The sequence below is a fragment of the Synechococcus sp. PROS-U-1 genome (assembly GCF_014279755.1).
GTDB lineage: Bacteria > Cyanobacteriota > Cyanobacteriia > PCC-6307 > Cyanobiaceae > Parasynechococcus.
Genome location: NZ_CP047951.1, coordinates 2,124,376 through 2,141,011 on the forward strand (window position 1 = coordinate 2,124,376; position 16,636 = coordinate 2,141,011).

At 58.2% G+C, this 16,636-nt stretch carries 14 protein-coding genes and 1 tRNA gene; 5 read left to right on the forward strand and 10 right to left on the reverse strand.

The window, feature by feature from the left end; all coding sequences use genetic code 11:
* Positions 1-538 precede the first annotated feature (538 nt).
* From SynPROSU1_RS11580 to SynPROSU1_RS11595, 3 genes are all read right to left on the reverse strand, one after another.
* Complete coding sequence (locus SynPROSU1_RS11580; RefSeq protein ID WP_186572379.1) at positions 539-697, reverse strand: metallothionein; 159 nt, start codon at positions 695-697, stop codon at positions 539-541.
* Positions 698-2,513: 1,816 nt separating this feature from the next.
* Complete coding sequence (locus tag SynPROSU1_RS11590) at positions 2,514-3,920, reverse strand: hypothetical protein (RefSeq protein ID WP_186570632.1); 1,407 nt, start codon at positions 3,918-3,920, stop codon at positions 2,514-2,516.
* Positions 3,921-4,088: 168 nt separating this feature from the next.
* The gene (locus SynPROSU1_RS11595; RefSeq protein WP_255444666.1) at positions 4,089-5,174 is read right to left on the reverse strand and encodes a tyrosine-type recombinase/integrase; all 1,086 of its coding nucleotides are present in this window, start codon (positions 5,172-5,174) and stop codon (positions 4,089-4,091) included.
* Positions 5,175-5,461: 287 nt separating this feature from the next.
* Here SynPROSU1_RS11595 and SynPROSU1_RS11605 point away from each other — a divergent pair, with 287 nt between their 5' ends.
* Positions 5,462-6,604, forward strand: coding sequence for a class I SAM-dependent RNA methyltransferase (locus SynPROSU1_RS11605; RefSeq protein ID WP_186570633.1), 1,143 nt, complete (start codon positions 5,462-5,464; stop codon positions 6,602-6,604).
* Between the two features lie 24 nt (positions 6,605-6,628).
* Here SynPROSU1_RS11605 and SynPROSU1_RS11610 read toward each other — a convergent pair whose 3' ends face one another.
* From SynPROSU1_RS11610 to SynPROSU1_RS11625, 4 genes are all read right to left on the reverse strand, one after another.
* On the reverse strand, positions 6,629-7,312 hold the full coding sequence (locus tag SynPROSU1_RS11610; protein ID WP_186570634.1) for a hypothetical protein: 684 nt from the start codon (positions 7,310-7,312) through the stop codon (positions 6,629-6,631).
* A gap of 208 nt (positions 7,313-7,520) precedes the next feature.
* A complete protein-coding gene (locus tag SynPROSU1_RS11615) occupies positions 7,521-7,907 on the reverse strand; it encodes a phage holin family protein (RefSeq protein WP_186570635.1) in 387 nt (128 codons plus the stop codon).
* Positions 7,907-8,329: a YqjD family protein gene (locus tag SynPROSU1_RS11620; protein WP_186570636.1), complete on the reverse strand. Its 423-nt coding sequence runs from the start codon at positions 8,327-8,329 to the stop codon at positions 7,907-7,909. The genes SynPROSU1_RS11615 and SynPROSU1_RS11620 overlap by 1 nt, the downstream gene beginning before the upstream one ends.
* A 149-nt stretch (positions 8,330-8,478) precedes the next feature.
* Positions 8,479-8,778 (reverse strand): hypothetical protein, encoded by a 300-nt coding sequence (locus SynPROSU1_RS11625; protein WP_186570637.1) that lies wholly within the window; start codon positions 8,776-8,778, stop codon positions 8,479-8,481.
* A gap of 163 nt (positions 8,779-8,941) precedes the next feature.
* Here SynPROSU1_RS11625 and SynPROSU1_RS11630 point away from each other — a divergent pair, with 163 nt between their 5' ends.
* The 4 genes from SynPROSU1_RS11630 (at position 8,942) to SynPROSU1_RS11645 (ending at position 14,798) form a co-directional block, all read left to right on the forward strand.
* Complete coding sequence (locus SynPROSU1_RS11630) at positions 8,942-9,556, forward strand: hypothetical protein (protein WP_186570638.1); 615 nt, start codon at positions 8,942-8,944, stop codon at positions 9,554-9,556.
* Between the two features lie 2 nt (positions 9,557-9,558).
* The gene (locus tag SynPROSU1_RS11635) at positions 9,559-9,915 is read left to right on the forward strand and encodes a hypothetical protein (protein WP_186570639.1); all 357 of its coding nucleotides are present in this window, start codon (positions 9,559-9,561) and stop codon (positions 9,913-9,915) included.
* 50 nt (positions 9,916-9,965) lie between these two features.
* The gene (smc, locus tag SynPROSU1_RS11640; protein WP_186570640.1) at positions 9,966-13,571 is read left to right on the forward strand and encodes a chromosome segregation protein SMC; all 3,606 of its coding nucleotides are present in this window, start codon (positions 9,966-9,968) and stop codon (positions 13,569-13,571) included.
* A gap of 90 nt (positions 13,572-13,661) precedes the next feature.
* On the forward strand, positions 13,662-14,798 hold the full coding sequence (locus SynPROSU1_RS11645) for a PRC-barrel domain-containing protein (RefSeq protein WP_186572381.1): 1,137 nt from the start codon (positions 13,662-13,664) through the stop codon (positions 14,796-14,798).
* Positions 14,799-14,810: 12 nt separating this feature from the next.
* Here the strand turns inward: SynPROSU1_RS11645 and msrB are convergent, their stop codons facing one another.
* The 3 genes from msrB to SynPROSU1_RS11660 all read right to left on the reverse strand — a co-directional run bounded on the left by msrB (position 14,811) and on the right by SynPROSU1_RS11660 (position 16,614).
* The gene (gene msrB, locus SynPROSU1_RS11650) at positions 14,811-15,212 is read right to left on the reverse strand and encodes a peptide-methionine (R)-S-oxide reductase MsrB (RefSeq protein ID WP_186570641.1); all 402 of its coding nucleotides are present in this window, start codon (positions 15,210-15,212) and stop codon (positions 14,811-14,813) included.
* 26 nt (positions 15,213-15,238) lie between these two features.
* Positions 15,239-16,522, reverse strand: coding sequence for a glycosyl transferase (locus SynPROSU1_RS11655; RefSeq protein WP_186570642.1), 1,284 nt, complete (start codon positions 16,520-16,522; stop codon positions 15,239-15,241).
* 10 nt (positions 16,523-16,532) lie between these two features.
* Positions 16,533-16,614 (reverse strand) — tRNA-Leu (locus SynPROSU1_RS11660).
* Positions 16,615-16,636 lie beyond the last annotated feature (22 nt).

Here is a 16,636-nt window from a genome sequence, read left to right on the forward strand (position 1 = left end):
GCTCAGGTCAAAGCAAATGTTCAATGGCAGCATCGCATTCTCCCCATCTGGGCGGATGATGGTACATAACTTTGATGACCATAGGGATAGTGCGAAAAGCGGCAACATTGCTACAGCTCTTTTGGTCAGTGCCATCGACTCATCGGAACGGCAGTGGACCCATAGACGGAGTGATAGTGGTCTTCGAAATTCTTTAATCAGACTTTCATCCAATGGTTAACCCTTGCCATTAGGCGCTGTGATCCCAATGACTCCACGGGTTTAAGATCTCTGGTGAGTCATTCAGCGTTAATCAGCTCTCTAGATTTTCTTATTGCTTGTGGCCACACCTAACGAACTTCAATATGTTGAGCTCTTGAATTACACTAATGCCAATGGTGAAGAGCTAGTTGGGCTCGCTGTGGAATTAGCTGAAGACCCCAGTGGAGGTATTCAAGTACGGGTACTTAGGGATTCAAATGTCGTTAGCTGTGTAACAGTGGTCCCCTTGAAAGAATGCAGAGTGGCCACCTCTCAACAATGCGACTGCTGCGAATAATCAGCAGCAATCACAACTAGAGCAACATTGGTCATCCCCGGCATGACCATCCGCACATGGCTGGGAGCAATAAATCTTTCCTTCTTTTTCGAAGGCTTTTTCAGGGGAAACACTGCAGCCACAGGGCTCACAAGCGCATTTCTGGTTTGCATTTTGCATGGAGTCGTCGATCAACTCCCCTCGTTTTAGGTCGAAAAAACAAGCAGCGCATCCCTCAACCGAGTGAGTTAAACCTCATCGCACCGGTCGAAAGAAAAACTACAACGTTGCCGCAGTTCATTTGGTTACTGCTGTTGCCTCATCGGAACGGCAATGAACTCATGACTGAGGTGAGAGTGTTGATGGAGGCCCACCTCCATCCGATGGCCCCTGCATGACCATTGGGCGCTGGGGACTGTTCCTGACTCCCTTCTGGCGATGCGGGGAGTCAGTCCAGCGTTTCATCCGTCAGTTGAGATTGCCATCGATGCAACGGAGTCGAGCCTGAAGTCCGAAAACCCCGATTGCGTTGGAGTGCTGTTTGCAGTCCATGTCCGCATGGGCAATTAGACGCAGTCCGAGCAAGCAAAAACCCCGGTTTAGCCGGGGTTTTCACTGACCTTGGACGGGTATTTATTTATAGAACCAACCGAGGCGTAACGCGAGGCTAAAAACAAAAGTTACTTAATCAGTGATACAGGGGCCATCCTCTCTCTCGCTAAGTCAACGAAAGAGAAGAGTGCATCGGCCCGTCGATCCCGTCCAAGGACGACAAATCCATCTTGGACCAAAAGGGCTCTTATTGATAGTGATAAACATTCTCAATTAGTGCAAATCCGTCACTAAGTATAAATACTTACGAAGGTTCAAGTGCCACCTTCCAGGGAATTCGCTCTACTGATCAGTTCGAAGTGACCTGGCGGATAGTGAGCACCGTCGCCAGCCTGTTTTCAGCATCTTGTTCTGCGCCTCAATGGCGTTGTGCCGCACGCAGATATGCACCAAGCAACGACCTGGCTCCTCTGTTTCAGGGGATGAGCCAGATCAGCGAAATTTCACCTCGTACCTCTCCCAGGTTCATTTGACACGCGACTCCGCGTCATCTGTAGCCCACGATCCCCTGGCCTGAACCGATTCTATTTTCGGAAGTTCCATCGCAGGAAACCTCCATCCAATGGTCACTGAAGGGGCCATTGGGCGCTGGTAACACCACTGACTCCCTTCTGACGATGCGGGGAGTCAGATCAGCGTTCAAAGCTCTCAAGATCGCCTCACCGCAATGGTGGCAAAGGGCTCAATTGGTATCAAATTTCGCTGAATCGCCTGGTGTCACTGACTTATTTGTGTCGTGTTCCGGTCCTTTTGAGAAGCTCGGGACGCGGACCCATGTCAGCGGCAACTGCTGGGTCCGTTTGTCTTGGCGAAAAGAAGGGCGACCACCCAGTCCACGTGAGAGAACTGAACGGTCATCCCCCCTCTCGTCGGGCGTTGCCTTCTCCGACCGTCAGGGTTTCGCAGACCTGACAACCCAATCCTGAGCCCAAAAGTACGCGTCTGCACTTGGTATGCAGTATCCGCATGGCAGCGACAGCCTTGGTTCTGAGGCGGGGGATTGGTGGCGCGGTCCTTGTTCGGCATGGGGTGAAATCTGGCCAGCACCGTCGCCAAACTGAAGCGTTGCCATCGAATGCCCGTGCCGGGAACCGCCACGACCAACGTCGAGATGACATGTCTTCAGGGTCTGGCGGATTTGGAAAGGCTGGAGGGGCCATGGCTTGATGGCCTGGCCACCGGTGACCCCGAAGTGGCGGCCACCACGGTGCGCTTGCTGCTGGCCCACATGACCTGGAACAGCAAGCGACTGCTGGGGGCGATGGTGCTGGCGACCAGTTCACTAGTGATCAGGAACCACTCTTTTCGCGTTGCTGACCGGGGCCAATCAACGAGGCCTCAAGGATTAACCCTTCAGAGCAGATGTAGTCGAGGATATTTGCCATTACATCTGAACAATCGATTGTGTCGAATTAAATGAACTGAACTCAGTTCCGACCAGAAGTAAAGATCCAATATCGGTATTGATCAATAGATCCGAACCCTGAGCCTGGATCGCATAGTTAACACCTGGTCGAATCGCAATTCTATCGCCCTCATTGGCCTCAAAATCCATCACACGGTCAGAGCCTCTTGAGAGGTTGAACACATCAGCATCATGGTTTCCGTAGAGCACGTCATCCCCCTGACCACCATGAAGCCAGTCGTTGGATCTACCTCCATAGATCACATCATCACCAAGATTTCCATAAAGTCGATCATCCCCCTGACCACCATGAAGCCAGTCGTTGGATCTACCTCCATAGATCACATCATCACCAAGATTTCCATAAAGTTGATCATCTCCCTGGCCACCGTGCTGCCAGTCATTTGATTTGCCGCCATAAATCAGGTCATCTCCAAGATTTCCGTAGAGACGGTCTTCGTCTTGGTTACCATAAATGTAATCAGCATCCTTGCCGCCATACAAAATATCTTCTCCAAAACCACCTGTAATGGTGTCTAAGCCTTGATTGCCATAAATCAGATCATCACCAGCACCGGCGTTAATTACGTCATCGCCTCTAAGTGCATAAAATGTGTCACCGCTTGATTCCCCACTCATATTATCATTACCATCTGAGCCGTAGTCATTTTCAATACCCCAAATGCTTTGAAGTGCTTGGATGTCTAGATCACTGAACCAGGTATCCCAGCCATCGGGGCTAATGTTGTACGACATGATTGTGTCGTCGGTGTTCCAATTGCTATTCCATGGATCCTCGTAAGGGTGAGATAGACCCAATGCGTGGCCAATCTGGTGAACAATTGTATTGGCATTAAAGCTATTCAAAGAGCTGCTTCCTGTATTTTTCCAATAGATATCCCAATAGGATTCAGAGCCTGACCCGTGATCATTGACCTCACCAACATCGCTACTGCCCCACTCACTGTAAGAATCAAGAGAATAAATATCGAACGTCGAACCACTCCAAGTACTTGATTCATTAAAATCCAAATCAATATATTCATCTACGCGATTAAAAATACTTTTTACGAAATCGCGTTCTTCCGAAGAATGCCCCAGAGAGTCTCCGTATGTATAGTCGTCAAAGACAGTATAGCCAGTCTCATTATGTATGTAGTACTCAAGACTTTCACCTCCGCTTGCATTTAAAGCATTTTTAGTATGAGCGCCAAAAGTAGAGCTTATTAAACCATCAATCGTTAAATCACCTCCTCGCTCTTGGTAATCATTAACTTGCTGGCCATTTGCACATTTAAGCCTGCAAGAATCACAGCCACAACTTCTATCATGAGATAGATGACTTGCAATGTCTAACGAATCAGAGAGAATATTTTCTGAATGCATTCTCTATATTAATTGAATACACATTAAGATATCATTGAAAACCGCAAGAAGCACCCTCTCTCAAGGAATCAAATACGAACTCTAGATTTCTTTTATGGTGGGCTTTCGCGTAGAGAGATAGAAAATTAGCCTACTGGCGCCACAGCATCAATAACGACAGGGCCATGGTTAGCCAAGCCGAAGAGAAGAACTGTCCCGAGGATTGCTAGCGACGTAATGACCAGTCGTCGCGCTCGATGAATGTCCAAGGGTGGCTTGAAGCGTGAATACGTCCACGCCCCTCTGCACAGCATGTGTGGCATTGCTTTGCCTCAGCTGGTGTGGGTGAACGTGGAACCCTGCGGCGCGTCCCCACTTCCGGCAAACATCTCCAATTGCTTGGCGTGTGAGATGCCCATCCCGCCTGGGACTAGGGAAGACGAACTCTTCATCAGTGCCGCGGCCAAGTCCTTGAAAGAGGCCAAGCGTTGCTTTCAATATACGAATAGTGCGCCGCTTGGATCCTTTGCCAAAGAGGCGAATCTGGCCTCCGTCATCGAGAGCCTCGATGTCTTTCCAACGGATAACCGCGATCTCCGAGACCCTGCATCCGAGCAAGTACGCACCTTTGATGAGCACGTAGTCGCGTTGGGCTTTGGGGTCGAGATGAGCTGCCCTGGTTATGGCTGCCATCAACAGCCCGAACTGCTCAGGAGTCAGCGGCCTTGTGCTCTTCTCAGCGTGGAGAAGCGATCGAGGTGGCATCGGATTGCGAGGCACGCCTGTCACTGCTGACCGACTGGGCTCAGACGCCCAGCGGTAGAGCGAAGTGATGGCAGCAATCCTGCGGTTGAAGGTTCGAGGCTTCATGAGTCCTGCCTCGACTTGTTCCCGCAGTTGGGACACCCAGTCCTGGCAGAACGCGGGATTGATCTCCCGCAAATGCAGATGGGGATGGTGGCGATCCCGCCAACGAGTGAACTCGCGGATCTCGAAGCGGTAGCCGTCTTGTGTCGCCTTGCTGCCGGTGCGGCTGCACTGGCTGATGAACCGCTTGATCAGCAGAGCGTCGCCCCAAAGGACGGCACCTGCTTCTGCGGCATCAAATAGTCGGGAGACGTATGCGAGCGCCTCTGCCTTGTCCATGCCGTCCAAGACGGGCGGCAGTGGTTTGCGTGCAGATTTGCGTGCAAGACCATCTGGAGCCTCCGTCTTAATTTCGGAGATCCCAGTGGTGGGAGTGTTTGAGGGGGCCTTCCAGCCCCCGCGAGTCATTTGGGTGATAAGGCTGACTTCACCCCATCTCCCCTAAGGGTCAGGCAGCAACAGGGGCTGCTTGACGGGAGAAACGAACGATGTTGTTCGCAGTTACGGGTTTGCTCTCACCGAGCAGGCTTCAGTCACCCTCCTCATGCCCCGTCGAAACCATTGCAGCCCCATAAAAGGGGAAATGGAGCTGAGCGGAATCGAACCGCTGTCCGAAACACTGGTGTGGATCACCTAGTCCGACAAAGCCGGACCCTGTCATTCTGACAGGAGTGGTGGCCTGGAGCACAACGCCCTTGGGTCGAACAAACCGGCTATCTGCTGTTGCAGTTGTTCCCCAGGGCCTGGAGGCGGCCGGCAGCGAAGAGCTGACCGACCTCGGGGCCCATTCCGTGAAGCCCGGCAGGCGTGCCGTCAGCTTCGACGCCGACATGGCCTGCCTCTACAGGATGCATTTGCAGGCACGGCTACCTTTCCGGCTGTTGCGTCAAGTGGCCTGCTTCCCCTGCCAAGGCCGCGACGACCTTTACGACGGCATCCGCCAAGCCCTCGACTGGGAACGCTGGCTGCATCCCTCCATGAGCTTCCGAGTGGATGTGACCGGAACGGCGCCGGGGCTGAACCACAGCCATTTCACGGCCTTGCAAGTCAAAAACGCCCTTGTGGATGCGCAACGGGATCTTTGGGGGGAACGCTCCTCCATTGATCTCGACGACCCCGACCTCTCCTTGCATCTCCACCTTGGCCGCGGAGACGCACAACTGAGCCTCGATGGCAGTGGCGGCAGCCTGCACCGCCGCGGCTACAGAGCCGCCATGGGGGTCGCACCCTTGAAGGAAAATCTGGCTGCCGGGCTGATCCGCCTGACGGGCTGGGATGGAACCAGCCCCCTGGTGGACCCCTGCTGTGGATCCGGAATTCTCCTGATCGAAGCAGCACTGGCAGCGTTGCAGCAAGCCCCTGGATTGGGGCGACGCTTTGCCCTCGAGGGTTGGGCTGATTTCCAGCCCGAACTCTGGGCACAGGAGCTCCATCGCGCCAGGCAACGCCGCAGAGGAGATCTCACGCTTCCCCTGCTGTTGGGAATCGAAGCGGATCCCGCTACTGCCGATCAGGCCCGCGCCAATGTGGAAGCCGCAGGCCTCAGTGGAATCATTCGCATCTGCACCGGCCCGTTCGAAGCCGAATCCCTGCCCGACGGCCCTGGAGTGTTGGTCTGCAACCCGCCCTACGGCCAGCGCATCGGAACCGAACAGGAACTCGATGCGCTTTACAGCGCGCTTGGACAATTTGTGCGCCGAGAAGCCTCCGGGTGGCAGCTCTGGCTGTTGAGTGGCAATCCGAAGCTCACGGGTGCACTTCGGCTCAAAGCATCGCGACGGATTCCTGTGAGCAATGGCGGCATCGATTGCCGCTGGCTGCACTACGACATTCGCTGATGCGTCAACACCAATGCACCGGTCTCAGCAGCCGTAGGCAATGAAGCTGCCGTTCAGGGAAAAGCCTGCATCGGAGTCAACCTTGATCGAGACATCAACGACGGGTGCCATGCGGACCAACGCGCTAGCCCAGCAGCGATAGATCTCGGCATGAATCGCCCGGGCGACGGGATCGGGGGCAGAAAAGTATTTCAACCATTGACCACTGGAACCACCCTTGCGCGCCGTCAACTGAGCTGCATTGCGCTCGAAGCCGCAATGCACCGTCGCCACAGCAATGCGATTGAACCGTTGGAACAATTTTTTGGCAAAAAAAGCCTGCATCATCCGATCGTTTTGACGAGGTTTGAGCAGATCCTCAAAGGAGCGTTTCGGCAATGGATCAGACGCATCCCCAAGGCGCTGGGCCTTTCGTTTCAGCCCTTTGGGCCAGTAGGACGCATCAATTCCCCGCAGGATTTGATAAAGATCAAGATGAAGCAAAAGGGCCGATGGCAGGGTCGACTCCCGCGACAACCGTTTCACATGGCTGGACTGAAAACAGGACTGCCGCTCCAAAGCAAGGTTGTAATCATCAACTTCACAGCCGGATCGATCCAACACCGACCCTCTGAATTCAGCCCTCAGATCATCACCGAACAAAGCAAGATCAGCCTGAACTGCTGTCTTGATAACGGACGACTTTCCAGAACCACAGGGGCCCGCCACCAGGAAGAGTGTCGGCTGTCTTGAGCCAAGATCAACACCTGAAGCACTTTGCTGATCAGGAAGCAGAGCCTGCCGAAAGCTTGGCCCAAACGGAAAACGCAACGATCACGGAACGACAACCCAAGCCAAGTTAAACGGGAGTTAATCAATCATTAACTCTTCTCTAGCTCTTGATTGGATGTCCAGACAGCCCACAAGCTCGAGTCGGTCAGACCCGCCCCATCACCGCACGCACGGTTTTCATCAACCCCTCCAGCGTCTGGGGCAGGAACGGCCCCTTCAAAACCTGCCCGCCGATGCGCAAACTGATGCCGGCAAGCAACAGATTGGCAACGGAGAGCGTCAGCAATGCCCGCGTTAAATCCAGGTCCCACTGGGCCTGAATCCAGAGCAACAACGACGCTTCAGCCGCGAGCAACGCCAGGAACATGGCTGTTCCTCCGATGGCGAGGAACAAACCTCCGCTGATCAGTCGGCGTTTTTCCCGATCCACCTCCTGCAGGGCAATCCGCACATGCAGGTCCATCACCGACGCCGCCAGAGCCGTCACCCGAGCCGCTGCTCCAAATCCACGCGGAGAGTTCTGGTCAGCCATCAGGAGCGCCGCCCTCCGCGAAGCATGCTGCCCAGCAGCAAACCAACGCCAAGGGCAACACCAACGGCCAGAAGCGGTCGCTGACGAACAGGCGCCTCGATCTTCGGACGCAGGGTGCTGTTCAATTCATCGAGCAGCTGCTCCAGTTGCTCTTCTAGGGGGTCAAGGCTGTCGGCCCAGTCACGACTGCGATCGCCAGCGCTATGCAGCAGCTCCTCCAGTTGCTCACGAACCCCTTGAGGCGTCAGACCGGTGTTGCGTTCGATCAAGCGCACCAACTCATCCACACTCCCCCTGGTGGCCTCGAGCGTGTGCTCAGCAAGATCTGGCCAGCGCTCCTGAATCGTGGGGAGCAGGCTGTCGAACCGCTCACGGAAGTGGTGCTCGAATCTGCCGTTGGACTGCGACGGTGTCGAGGCCATCAAAAGCCCGTTAAATCATTCCTTTCATCGTAATCAGATTTCTTACCGCTGCCTCCATAATCCTGAAATAGAAATTAAATCCAGAGGATAATGAAAATCAAAGGGATTTTCAAGAAACTAGCCAACGCCAAAGGGCTTTCGATCCAGCTTCAAACAACTGACGGCGAAATCATCGGGAAAACAAACAAAACCAAAAAGAATAAATTCAACTTCTCTATCAAGACGCCAAACAGAAACGAGGAAAAAATCGGGACCATCAACGTGGTCATTTCCGACAAAAACGGAAACGAAGCCAACTTCAAGAGCAAGGGCAAACCAGCCGACTTATCCCCTGACCAGCAAACCTTCGCGTTCAACGTCAATTTCAGCAAGAAGAAAGCCAAGTTGAAGATGAAGCCCGACACAGAACCAGCAGGGAAACCAGAAGCAACCTGGCAACTGGGAGACATCCGTAGCCTCAAGACGGCAGGTGTCAGTCCACATATTGAGGCATCAGACAACGGCTACAAACTCGCCTACCCATCAGGCGGCTTCACCAATATTGACGATCTGAGCCCTGGCTTTCAGCTGACCAGGCGAGGAACACTTGATCGAATTTCAGATCTAACAGTCGTGACATCTGGCGACGGAGTGCGACGTGGTTATTACGTCGAACTCAATCCATCAACCAATGAAAAAGAAATTTTCACCGCTGAGATTTCAGACGACTGGTTAACCCTCAGCAACCCAGTTTCCACCGGCTTCACGGATGGTGGATCGATGGCTTGGGGCGTTCCCGATGCCGTCCTACTTCCCAATGGAAACGTCAGGTTGTACTGGGTTGAAGATCCACCGGCAGGTGGTCGGGAACACCGCGAATGGATTGTGAGCGCAACATCCACCGACAGCAGTGGAACCTCATTCAAAAAGGATCCAGGCCAACGCACCACAGGCGGTTATGTCGACTTTGAGGTGCTCCAGGCCAAGGCAGGCGACTGGATTGCCGTGATGTCGTCCACACCGGAGACCCTGCCGAGCCAACCCCAGGGACTGTTCGTTGGCACCTCGAAGGACGGGCTGGGCTGGGATGTAAATCCCGAAAATCTGGCACCCAAATCGATGAGTTATCTCGATCCCACGGGGGTCGCCATTGGCCCCAATCAGTGGCAACTGGTGCTCGCTAGGAGCAGCAACAGTCTTGGCGATCGGGACTACACCCTGGTGGAGACCACCCTCACGATGAGTTAGCTGTGCCGCGATACGCCCTCCTGCGTCACACCGGAGCACCGGACGACCCCAATGGATGCCACATCGATCTGCTGCTTGAGGATGGAGACACCTGCCGCACCTGGCGGCTCGCGACCGTGCCGCAGCTGAATGAAGAGGCCCAACCGGCGGTTCCCCTGCCACCACATCGGCGGGTCTGGCTGGAACCGCGCCGTGCCGCCGTTTCGGGCAACCGGGGCTGGGCTGAACGGATCCATGCCGGGAGTTACAGCGGCGACCTCCCGACCGCCACGGATGCAGACGTGACCCTGGAGCTCCAGGGCGACCTGTGCGGCTTTCTTCGCATCACCAATGGATATTGCTTTCTATCGAACCCTTGAGCTTTTCGTGAGCTCCGCTAGTTTCGACCTGCTGACAGCCCCAGATCCTGTTGGTTCATATCAATCAGGTTGGGCTCACGCACTTCAAGTCGTTCGGTGGAGCGATGACCATCCCTCTTGAAGAGGGATTCACCGTTGTGACCGGCCCTAATGGCTCCGGCAAGAGCAACATTCTCGACGGCGTTCTGTTCTGCCTGGGTCTGGCCACCAGCCGCGGCATGCGGGCCGACCGTCTGCCAGATCTGGTCAACAGCGGCATGCTCAAGGCCGGCAAGGCCGCCGAAACCACAGTCAGTGTTCGCTTCGATCTCAGCGACTGGACACCCGACGCCGCCGAGGAGGGCCTGGATGCCCCGGCAGAAGGCCCCTGGATTCAACAGGGACAAACCGAATGGACGGTGACCCGCAAGCTGCGGGTGATGCCTGGGGGCTCCTACAGCTCCAGCTACAGCGCTGATGGGGTGCCCTGCAATCTGCAGCAGCTGCAAACCCAGCTGCGCCGACTCCGGATCGATCCTGAGGGCAGCAATGTAGTGATGCAGGGGGATGTCACCCGCATCGTCTCGATGAGCAACCGCGACCGCCGCGGCCTCATCGATGAGCTGGCTGGGGTTGCCCTGTTCGATACCCGGATCGAACAGACCCGCCGCAAGCTCGATGACGTGCAGGAACGTCAGGACCGCTGCCGGATCATTGAGCAGGAATTGCTGGCGAGCCGCCAACGGCTGGAGAAGGACTGCGCCAAGGCCCGCCAGTACCAGGAGTTAAGGGAACGGCTGCAGCTGGGACGCCGCCAGGAAATGGTGCTGGCCTTCGAGGCAGCCCAGCAGGCCCTGAAGGATCTGGCCACCCGCCAACAGGCTCTGGAAGCCCAGGAGCAGCGGGACGCTGCAGCCATCGCCAGCGGGCGGGAGCAACTGAGCAAGGCTGTGGCCGAACTGGAGCTGCTGCAGGAGCAGGTCAAAGCCCTGGGAGAAGACCAGCTGTTGGCGGTTCAGGCGGAACTGGCTGGCCTGGACACCAGCAGCCGCGAGCTGGAACGCCAGGCCAGCCTCCACCAGGACGAAGGCCAGAAACTGCAGGGACAGCGCCATGACCTCGCCACCCGTCGCCAGCAGTGGCAGCAGCAGTCCCGGGAGCTGGAACACGACCCCAACCAGGACGCCCTGAGCGCCGCTGAAGACAACTGCAAAGCAGCGGAAGCGGCTGTTGAGATGTCCCGCCGCCGGCTGTCGGATGTCGCCGGCCGCTCCGGCGCCTGGGTGGAAGAACAGAAGCGGCGCAGCGGACGCCGCCAGGAGTTACAAAGCAGCGTTGCTCCCCTGCTGGAGGAGCAGCAGCAGCTGCAGGAACGGCTGCGTCAGGAACAGGAACGGCTGGAGGAACTCACCCAAGAACAGCAACAAGACGGCGCCGACGGTGCCGCTGTGCAACAGCAGCTCGAAACCCTGGAGGAGACCTGGCAAACCCTTCTTCAAGCCATTGCCGATGGCAAACAGGAGCTCCAACAGACGGCCGACTCCCTGGCCATCCAACAGCGCACCCGCAGCCGGCTTGAGCAGGAACAGACCCGTTTGGAACGGGAAATCGCGCGTCTGGAAAGCCGTCGTGATGCGCTTCAGGAAAGCCGCGGCACCGGTGCCCTTCGCCTGCTGCTGGAGGCCGGCCTCGATGGCATCCATGGCCCTGTGGCCCAGCTGGGGGAAGTGGAGGATCGCCATCGTCTCGCCCTGGAAGTGGCGGCTGGGGCCCGTCTCGGCCAGGTGGTGGTCGACGACGACCGCATCGCTGCCCGCGCCATCGAACTGCTCAAGAGCCGTCGTGCCGGCCGGCTCACCTTCCTGCCCCTGAACAAGATCCGCGCGCCAGGGGGGGGTGGATCGGCCGCCTTCGCCCGAGGGGCACGCCCTGGGGGGGACAGTGGCGCGGGACTGATCGGCCGGGCCGTGGAACTGGTGCGATACGAGCCGGTGTACGACCAGGTGTTCGCTTACGTTTTCGGCGACACGTTGGTGTTCGCCGACCTGGCCAGCGCACGCCAGCAGCTGGGCCGCTCCAGGGCAGTCACCCTCGATGGAGAGCTGCTGGAGAAAAGCGGCGCCATGACCGGCGGCAGCTTCTCCCAGCGGAACTCCAGCCTCAGCTTCGGTCGCAGCAGCGATCAAGACGAGGCTGAACCTCTACGGCGTCGCCTGCTGGAACTCGGGGAATCCCTGGTGGCATGCCGAAGGGAGGAGTCGAAGCTGGCGCAACGGATGGAGCAGCAGAAACCTCAGCTCCGGCAGCTGGAACAGCAGCAGGCCGCCCTGATCGCCGAGCGGAATGCAGCCCGGCGCAACCACGGCCCCCTGCTCGAGCGCAGCCGCCAAAGGGCCGAACGGCTCAGCAAACTGCAGCAGGACCAGACCGAACAACAGCAGCGGCTCGAAGCGATCAGCACTGCGCTCATCCCCCTAACCGCAGAGCTTCAGACCCTGGATGAGGCGGAGCGCAACAGCGGCAACAACGACGATGCCGCGGCATGGGCCCAACTGCAGAAGGAACAGGAAGCCGCAGACCAACGCCTGGAGACGACCCGCAGCGAGCGCGACCAGCTGCTGAACGCCCGTCGCGAGCGGCAGCTGGCAATCGAACGAATGGGGGATCAGGAGAAGGCCCTGGCCGCCGAGGAGACCCGGCTGCAGGAGGCGGTGAAGGCCCTGGCCAGCGCCCATGGCGCCTGGCGTCAGCAGCAGAGTGATCTCCAGGAAAAGCGGCAACAGCTGGAACAGCAGCAGAGTGACCTGCAGGAACGCTTCGGCAGCCAGCGCCGGGCCCGGGATGCCGCGGAAGCCGAGGTGGGCCGGCAGCGCCAAGCCCTGCAGCAAGCCGAGTGGAATCTGGAACGGCTCAAGGAAGACCGCGAAGGCCTGATCGAAGAACAGCGCAGCGGTGGTGTGCGTCTCCAGGAGATGGAACAGACCCTGCCCGACCCCAGACCGGAGATCCCTGAGGCCTTGCGACTGGAGGGTCTGGAGGCACTACAGGCCGATCTGCAGGCGATCCAGCAACGGATGGAAGCGCTGGAACCCGTCAACATGCTTGCGCTGGAGGAGCTGGAAGCCCTCGAACAGCGCCTCAACGAATTGAACGAACGACTCGATGTGCTCAACAGCGAGCGGGAAGAGCTGCTGTTGCGGATCGAAACCGTGGCCACCCTGCGCCAGGACGCTTTTATGGAAGCGTTCACCGCCGTGGATGGTCATTTCCGCGAGATTTTTGCCTCGCTCTCCGATGGTGATGGCCACCTGCAGCTGGAGAACACGGACGAGCCCCTGGAAGGCGGCCTCACCCTGGTGGCGCATCCCAAGGGCAAAACCGTGCGGCGTTTGGCCTCGATGTCGGGGGGCGAGAAATCACTCACCGCACTGAGCTTCCTGTTCGCCCTGCAACGCTTCCGACCCTCGCCGTTCTATGCCCTCGATGAGGTGGACAGCTTCCTTGACGGCGTCAATGTGGAGCGCCTCGCGGCCCTAATCGCGCGTCAGGCCGAGGCAGCACAGTTCATGGTGGTCAGCCACCGCCGGCCAATGATCGGTGCGGCCCAGCGCACCATTGGCGTGACGCAGGCCCGCGGCGCGCACACCCAGGTGGTGGGTTTGCCGGATGCCGCCTGAACGATCGGGGTTTTCGCTGTGCAATCTGAACGTGACAGGCGGAACCCCTGCGCCACAATGGCCTGAATGTCCATGGCCGAGGGCCCGCGCTTGACCCCGACCCCTTCCCCGACTGACGCCATCACCACTGGCGTACCCAGCGATCGCCTCTGGTTGCGCTCCGAACTGATGGGCACCCAGGTGATCACCCGCGACACCGGCCGCCGACTTGGAGTGGTCGGTGAAGTGATTGTGGATATCGACAGGCGTGAGGTGGTCGCCGTCGGTCTGCGGGACAACCCGCTGACCCGTTTCCTCCCCGGTCTGCCGCGCTGGATGCCGCTGGACCGAATCCGTCAGGTGGGAGACGTGATCCTGGTGGATTCCGCCGACTCCCTGAGTGAGAACTTCAATCCCGAGCGCTACAGCCGGGTGATCAACTGCCAGGTGATCACCGAGTCCGGTGAACAACTGGGTCGGGTGCTCGGCTTCGCTTTTGACATCGAAACCGGAGAGCTAACCACCCTTGTGATGGGAGCCCTCGGCGTGCCCCTTCTTGGGGAGGGAGTGCTGAGCACCTGGGAAATGCCGGTGGAGGAGATCGTCAGCAGTGGCCCGGATCGGATCATTGTTTACGAGGGAGCTGAAGACAAGCTCAAACAGCTGAACAGCGGTGTACTCGAAAAACTGGGGGTGGGAGGTCCCAGCTGGGAAGAGCAAGAGCGGGAGCGTTACAGAGTCAACTTGGTGCCCGTGGAAAACCAGCTCACTTCCGGACAACCGCAGGAGCAGGAACAACGGCGTCTCCAGGCCTCGGAGGCCGAACGGTTTGAGGCTGATGCGGAACTGGAATACGTGGAACTGGAGGATCGGCGTCAGGAGGCGATGCAGCAACGTCGCTATCTCGATGAGCCCCAGCGGTATGACGAGCAGCGCTACGAGGAGCGTTCTCGCTTCGAAGAGCAAGAAAACACCAGAAATGAGCGACCACGGCCTTACAACGAGGAGCGCTCCCCCGCCTACAAGGAGCCAGCGCCATACGAAGAACCAGCGCCATACGAAGAACCAGCGCCATACGAAGAACCAGCGCCATACGAAGAACCAGCGCCATACGAAGAACAGCCTCCAAGGCGGGCCATGCCCGCCTCACGCCGTGCGGTTCAGCAGTCCGGCGAACCCCTAGATGTGGAGCCGATGGAAGACGCAGCTCCTCAGCGCCGGAGCCAAGATCTCGACGACCCCTGGTGAGCGGCCAGGCGTTCAGGACGCCTTGAAATCCAGAGATGCGCTGTTAACGCAGTAACGCTGACCTGTGGGAGCGGGGCCATCGGAGAACACATGCCCGAGATGGGCATCGCAACGGGCGCAATTGATTTCGGTGCGCACCATTCCATGGGTCAGATCCCGTTTGGTGGTGATCGCGTCGGAACTCACACCGTCCCAGAAGCTGGGCCAGCCGGTGCCCGAATCAAACTTGGCATCAGAACTGAACAGTGGCGATCCACAGCAGATGCAGTGGTACATCCCGGTGGCCTTGTTGTTCCAATAAGCCCCGGTAAAAGCACGCTCGGTGCCCCCGCAACGGGCCACCTGGAACTGCTCCGGCGTGAGGGATTGCTTCCACTCCTCTGCGCTGCGTTCGACCGAATTGGACGGGGTCATGGTCGTCGGAACCAGGGTTATGCAGCCTAGGAAGAGCTGAGTTCACGGGGGAGCAACGCCCTCACCTCTGCAGCCAGGGCAGCCACTGCCCCTGGATCCCCCCGCAACGCCTGGAGGTCCTTCCGCTGACCCTCCAGCCGCTCGGGGGCGTTGAGCCAGTCGCATGCTTCCTGCGCGATCTCATCCGGCGTGATCGCCCCCACCCGCTCGGGAACCACGAGGCGGCCCGCACTGATGTTGGGCCAGGCCATCAGACCGTTGTTGCGCAGACGCCAGAGGGTCAGGAGGACCCCAATCAGACGCCTCAAGCCCGGTAAGCGCGCCAGCAGTCCAAGCCCACCATCCCAGGCCTGCATCACCTCAAGGTGCTGGGTGGGAACAATCACGATCATCGGCACAGCGAGTGCTCCGAGCTCGGCCGTGTTGGCACCGACCGTTGTCAGGGCAAGGGAGCACTGGCTCAGGGCCCCGTGGGCCGGATGCTGCCGTAAGAGACGAATCCGCGTCCCCGCCGCCGTCACCAACTCCGTCACCAATTCATCCTGGTCAACCGACGCGACGGAGGCGTTGTAGCGGGCAGCAATGGGATTGGACCCACTGGCAAACCTGAGCAGCTCCGCCACGTCTGTGGTGGGAGCCAACGGCAGCAGAAAGCGGCATTCGGGTTGCAATCGAGCCAAACGGTCTGCGGTGTCGAGCAGAAAAGGCATGCCCACACACAGCTTGGCCTGCTTGGAACCCGGCAGCAGGGCCACCCACTGACCTTCAGGCAGGGGATCCTCCTGGCGAGCGAATGACGACAAATCCGCCATTAGATCCCCAACCACACGGCATCGGGATTGATAACGAGCAGGAAGCTGGCGTTGAACCGCCTCCGACATGGCCGCGATCCGATCGTTCCAGCCCGGCCAACGTGCCACCCATTCGGCATAGGTGATATGGCGATACCCGAGACGAGCCGAGAGCAGAACGGTCCAGAACTGGTCCCCCCCCAAGAACACCACGACACCCCGCTGGGGCCAGGGCCCATACCGCTGAGGGCGCAACAGCAGGGACCAAAATCGCCGTGCCGGAACGATGCGCTCAAACAAGCCCCAGGGCTCCGCCGCCACGCGCTCCTGCCCGGTGGCATTGGGGCAGGGGACGAGGACCAGATGCAAGGCCGCCTGGGCGGTCGTGGACCGGGGACGCAAACGGAGGCAGGCGTGCAACCGTTCCGCCAGCGGGCGAACCCAGGTGGTCAGCTCACCAGGACCATTCGAGACAAGAACAACGGCCGGTCCAGGTTCTGCTGCGCGGGGGCGGGCCAAGAGAAAAAAATGCGGATGGCGAGACTTGAACTCGCAAGGCCGAAGCCACACGCCCCTCAAACGTGCGTGTCTACCAATTCCACCACATCCGCGTGGTCGACTTCACCACTCGGG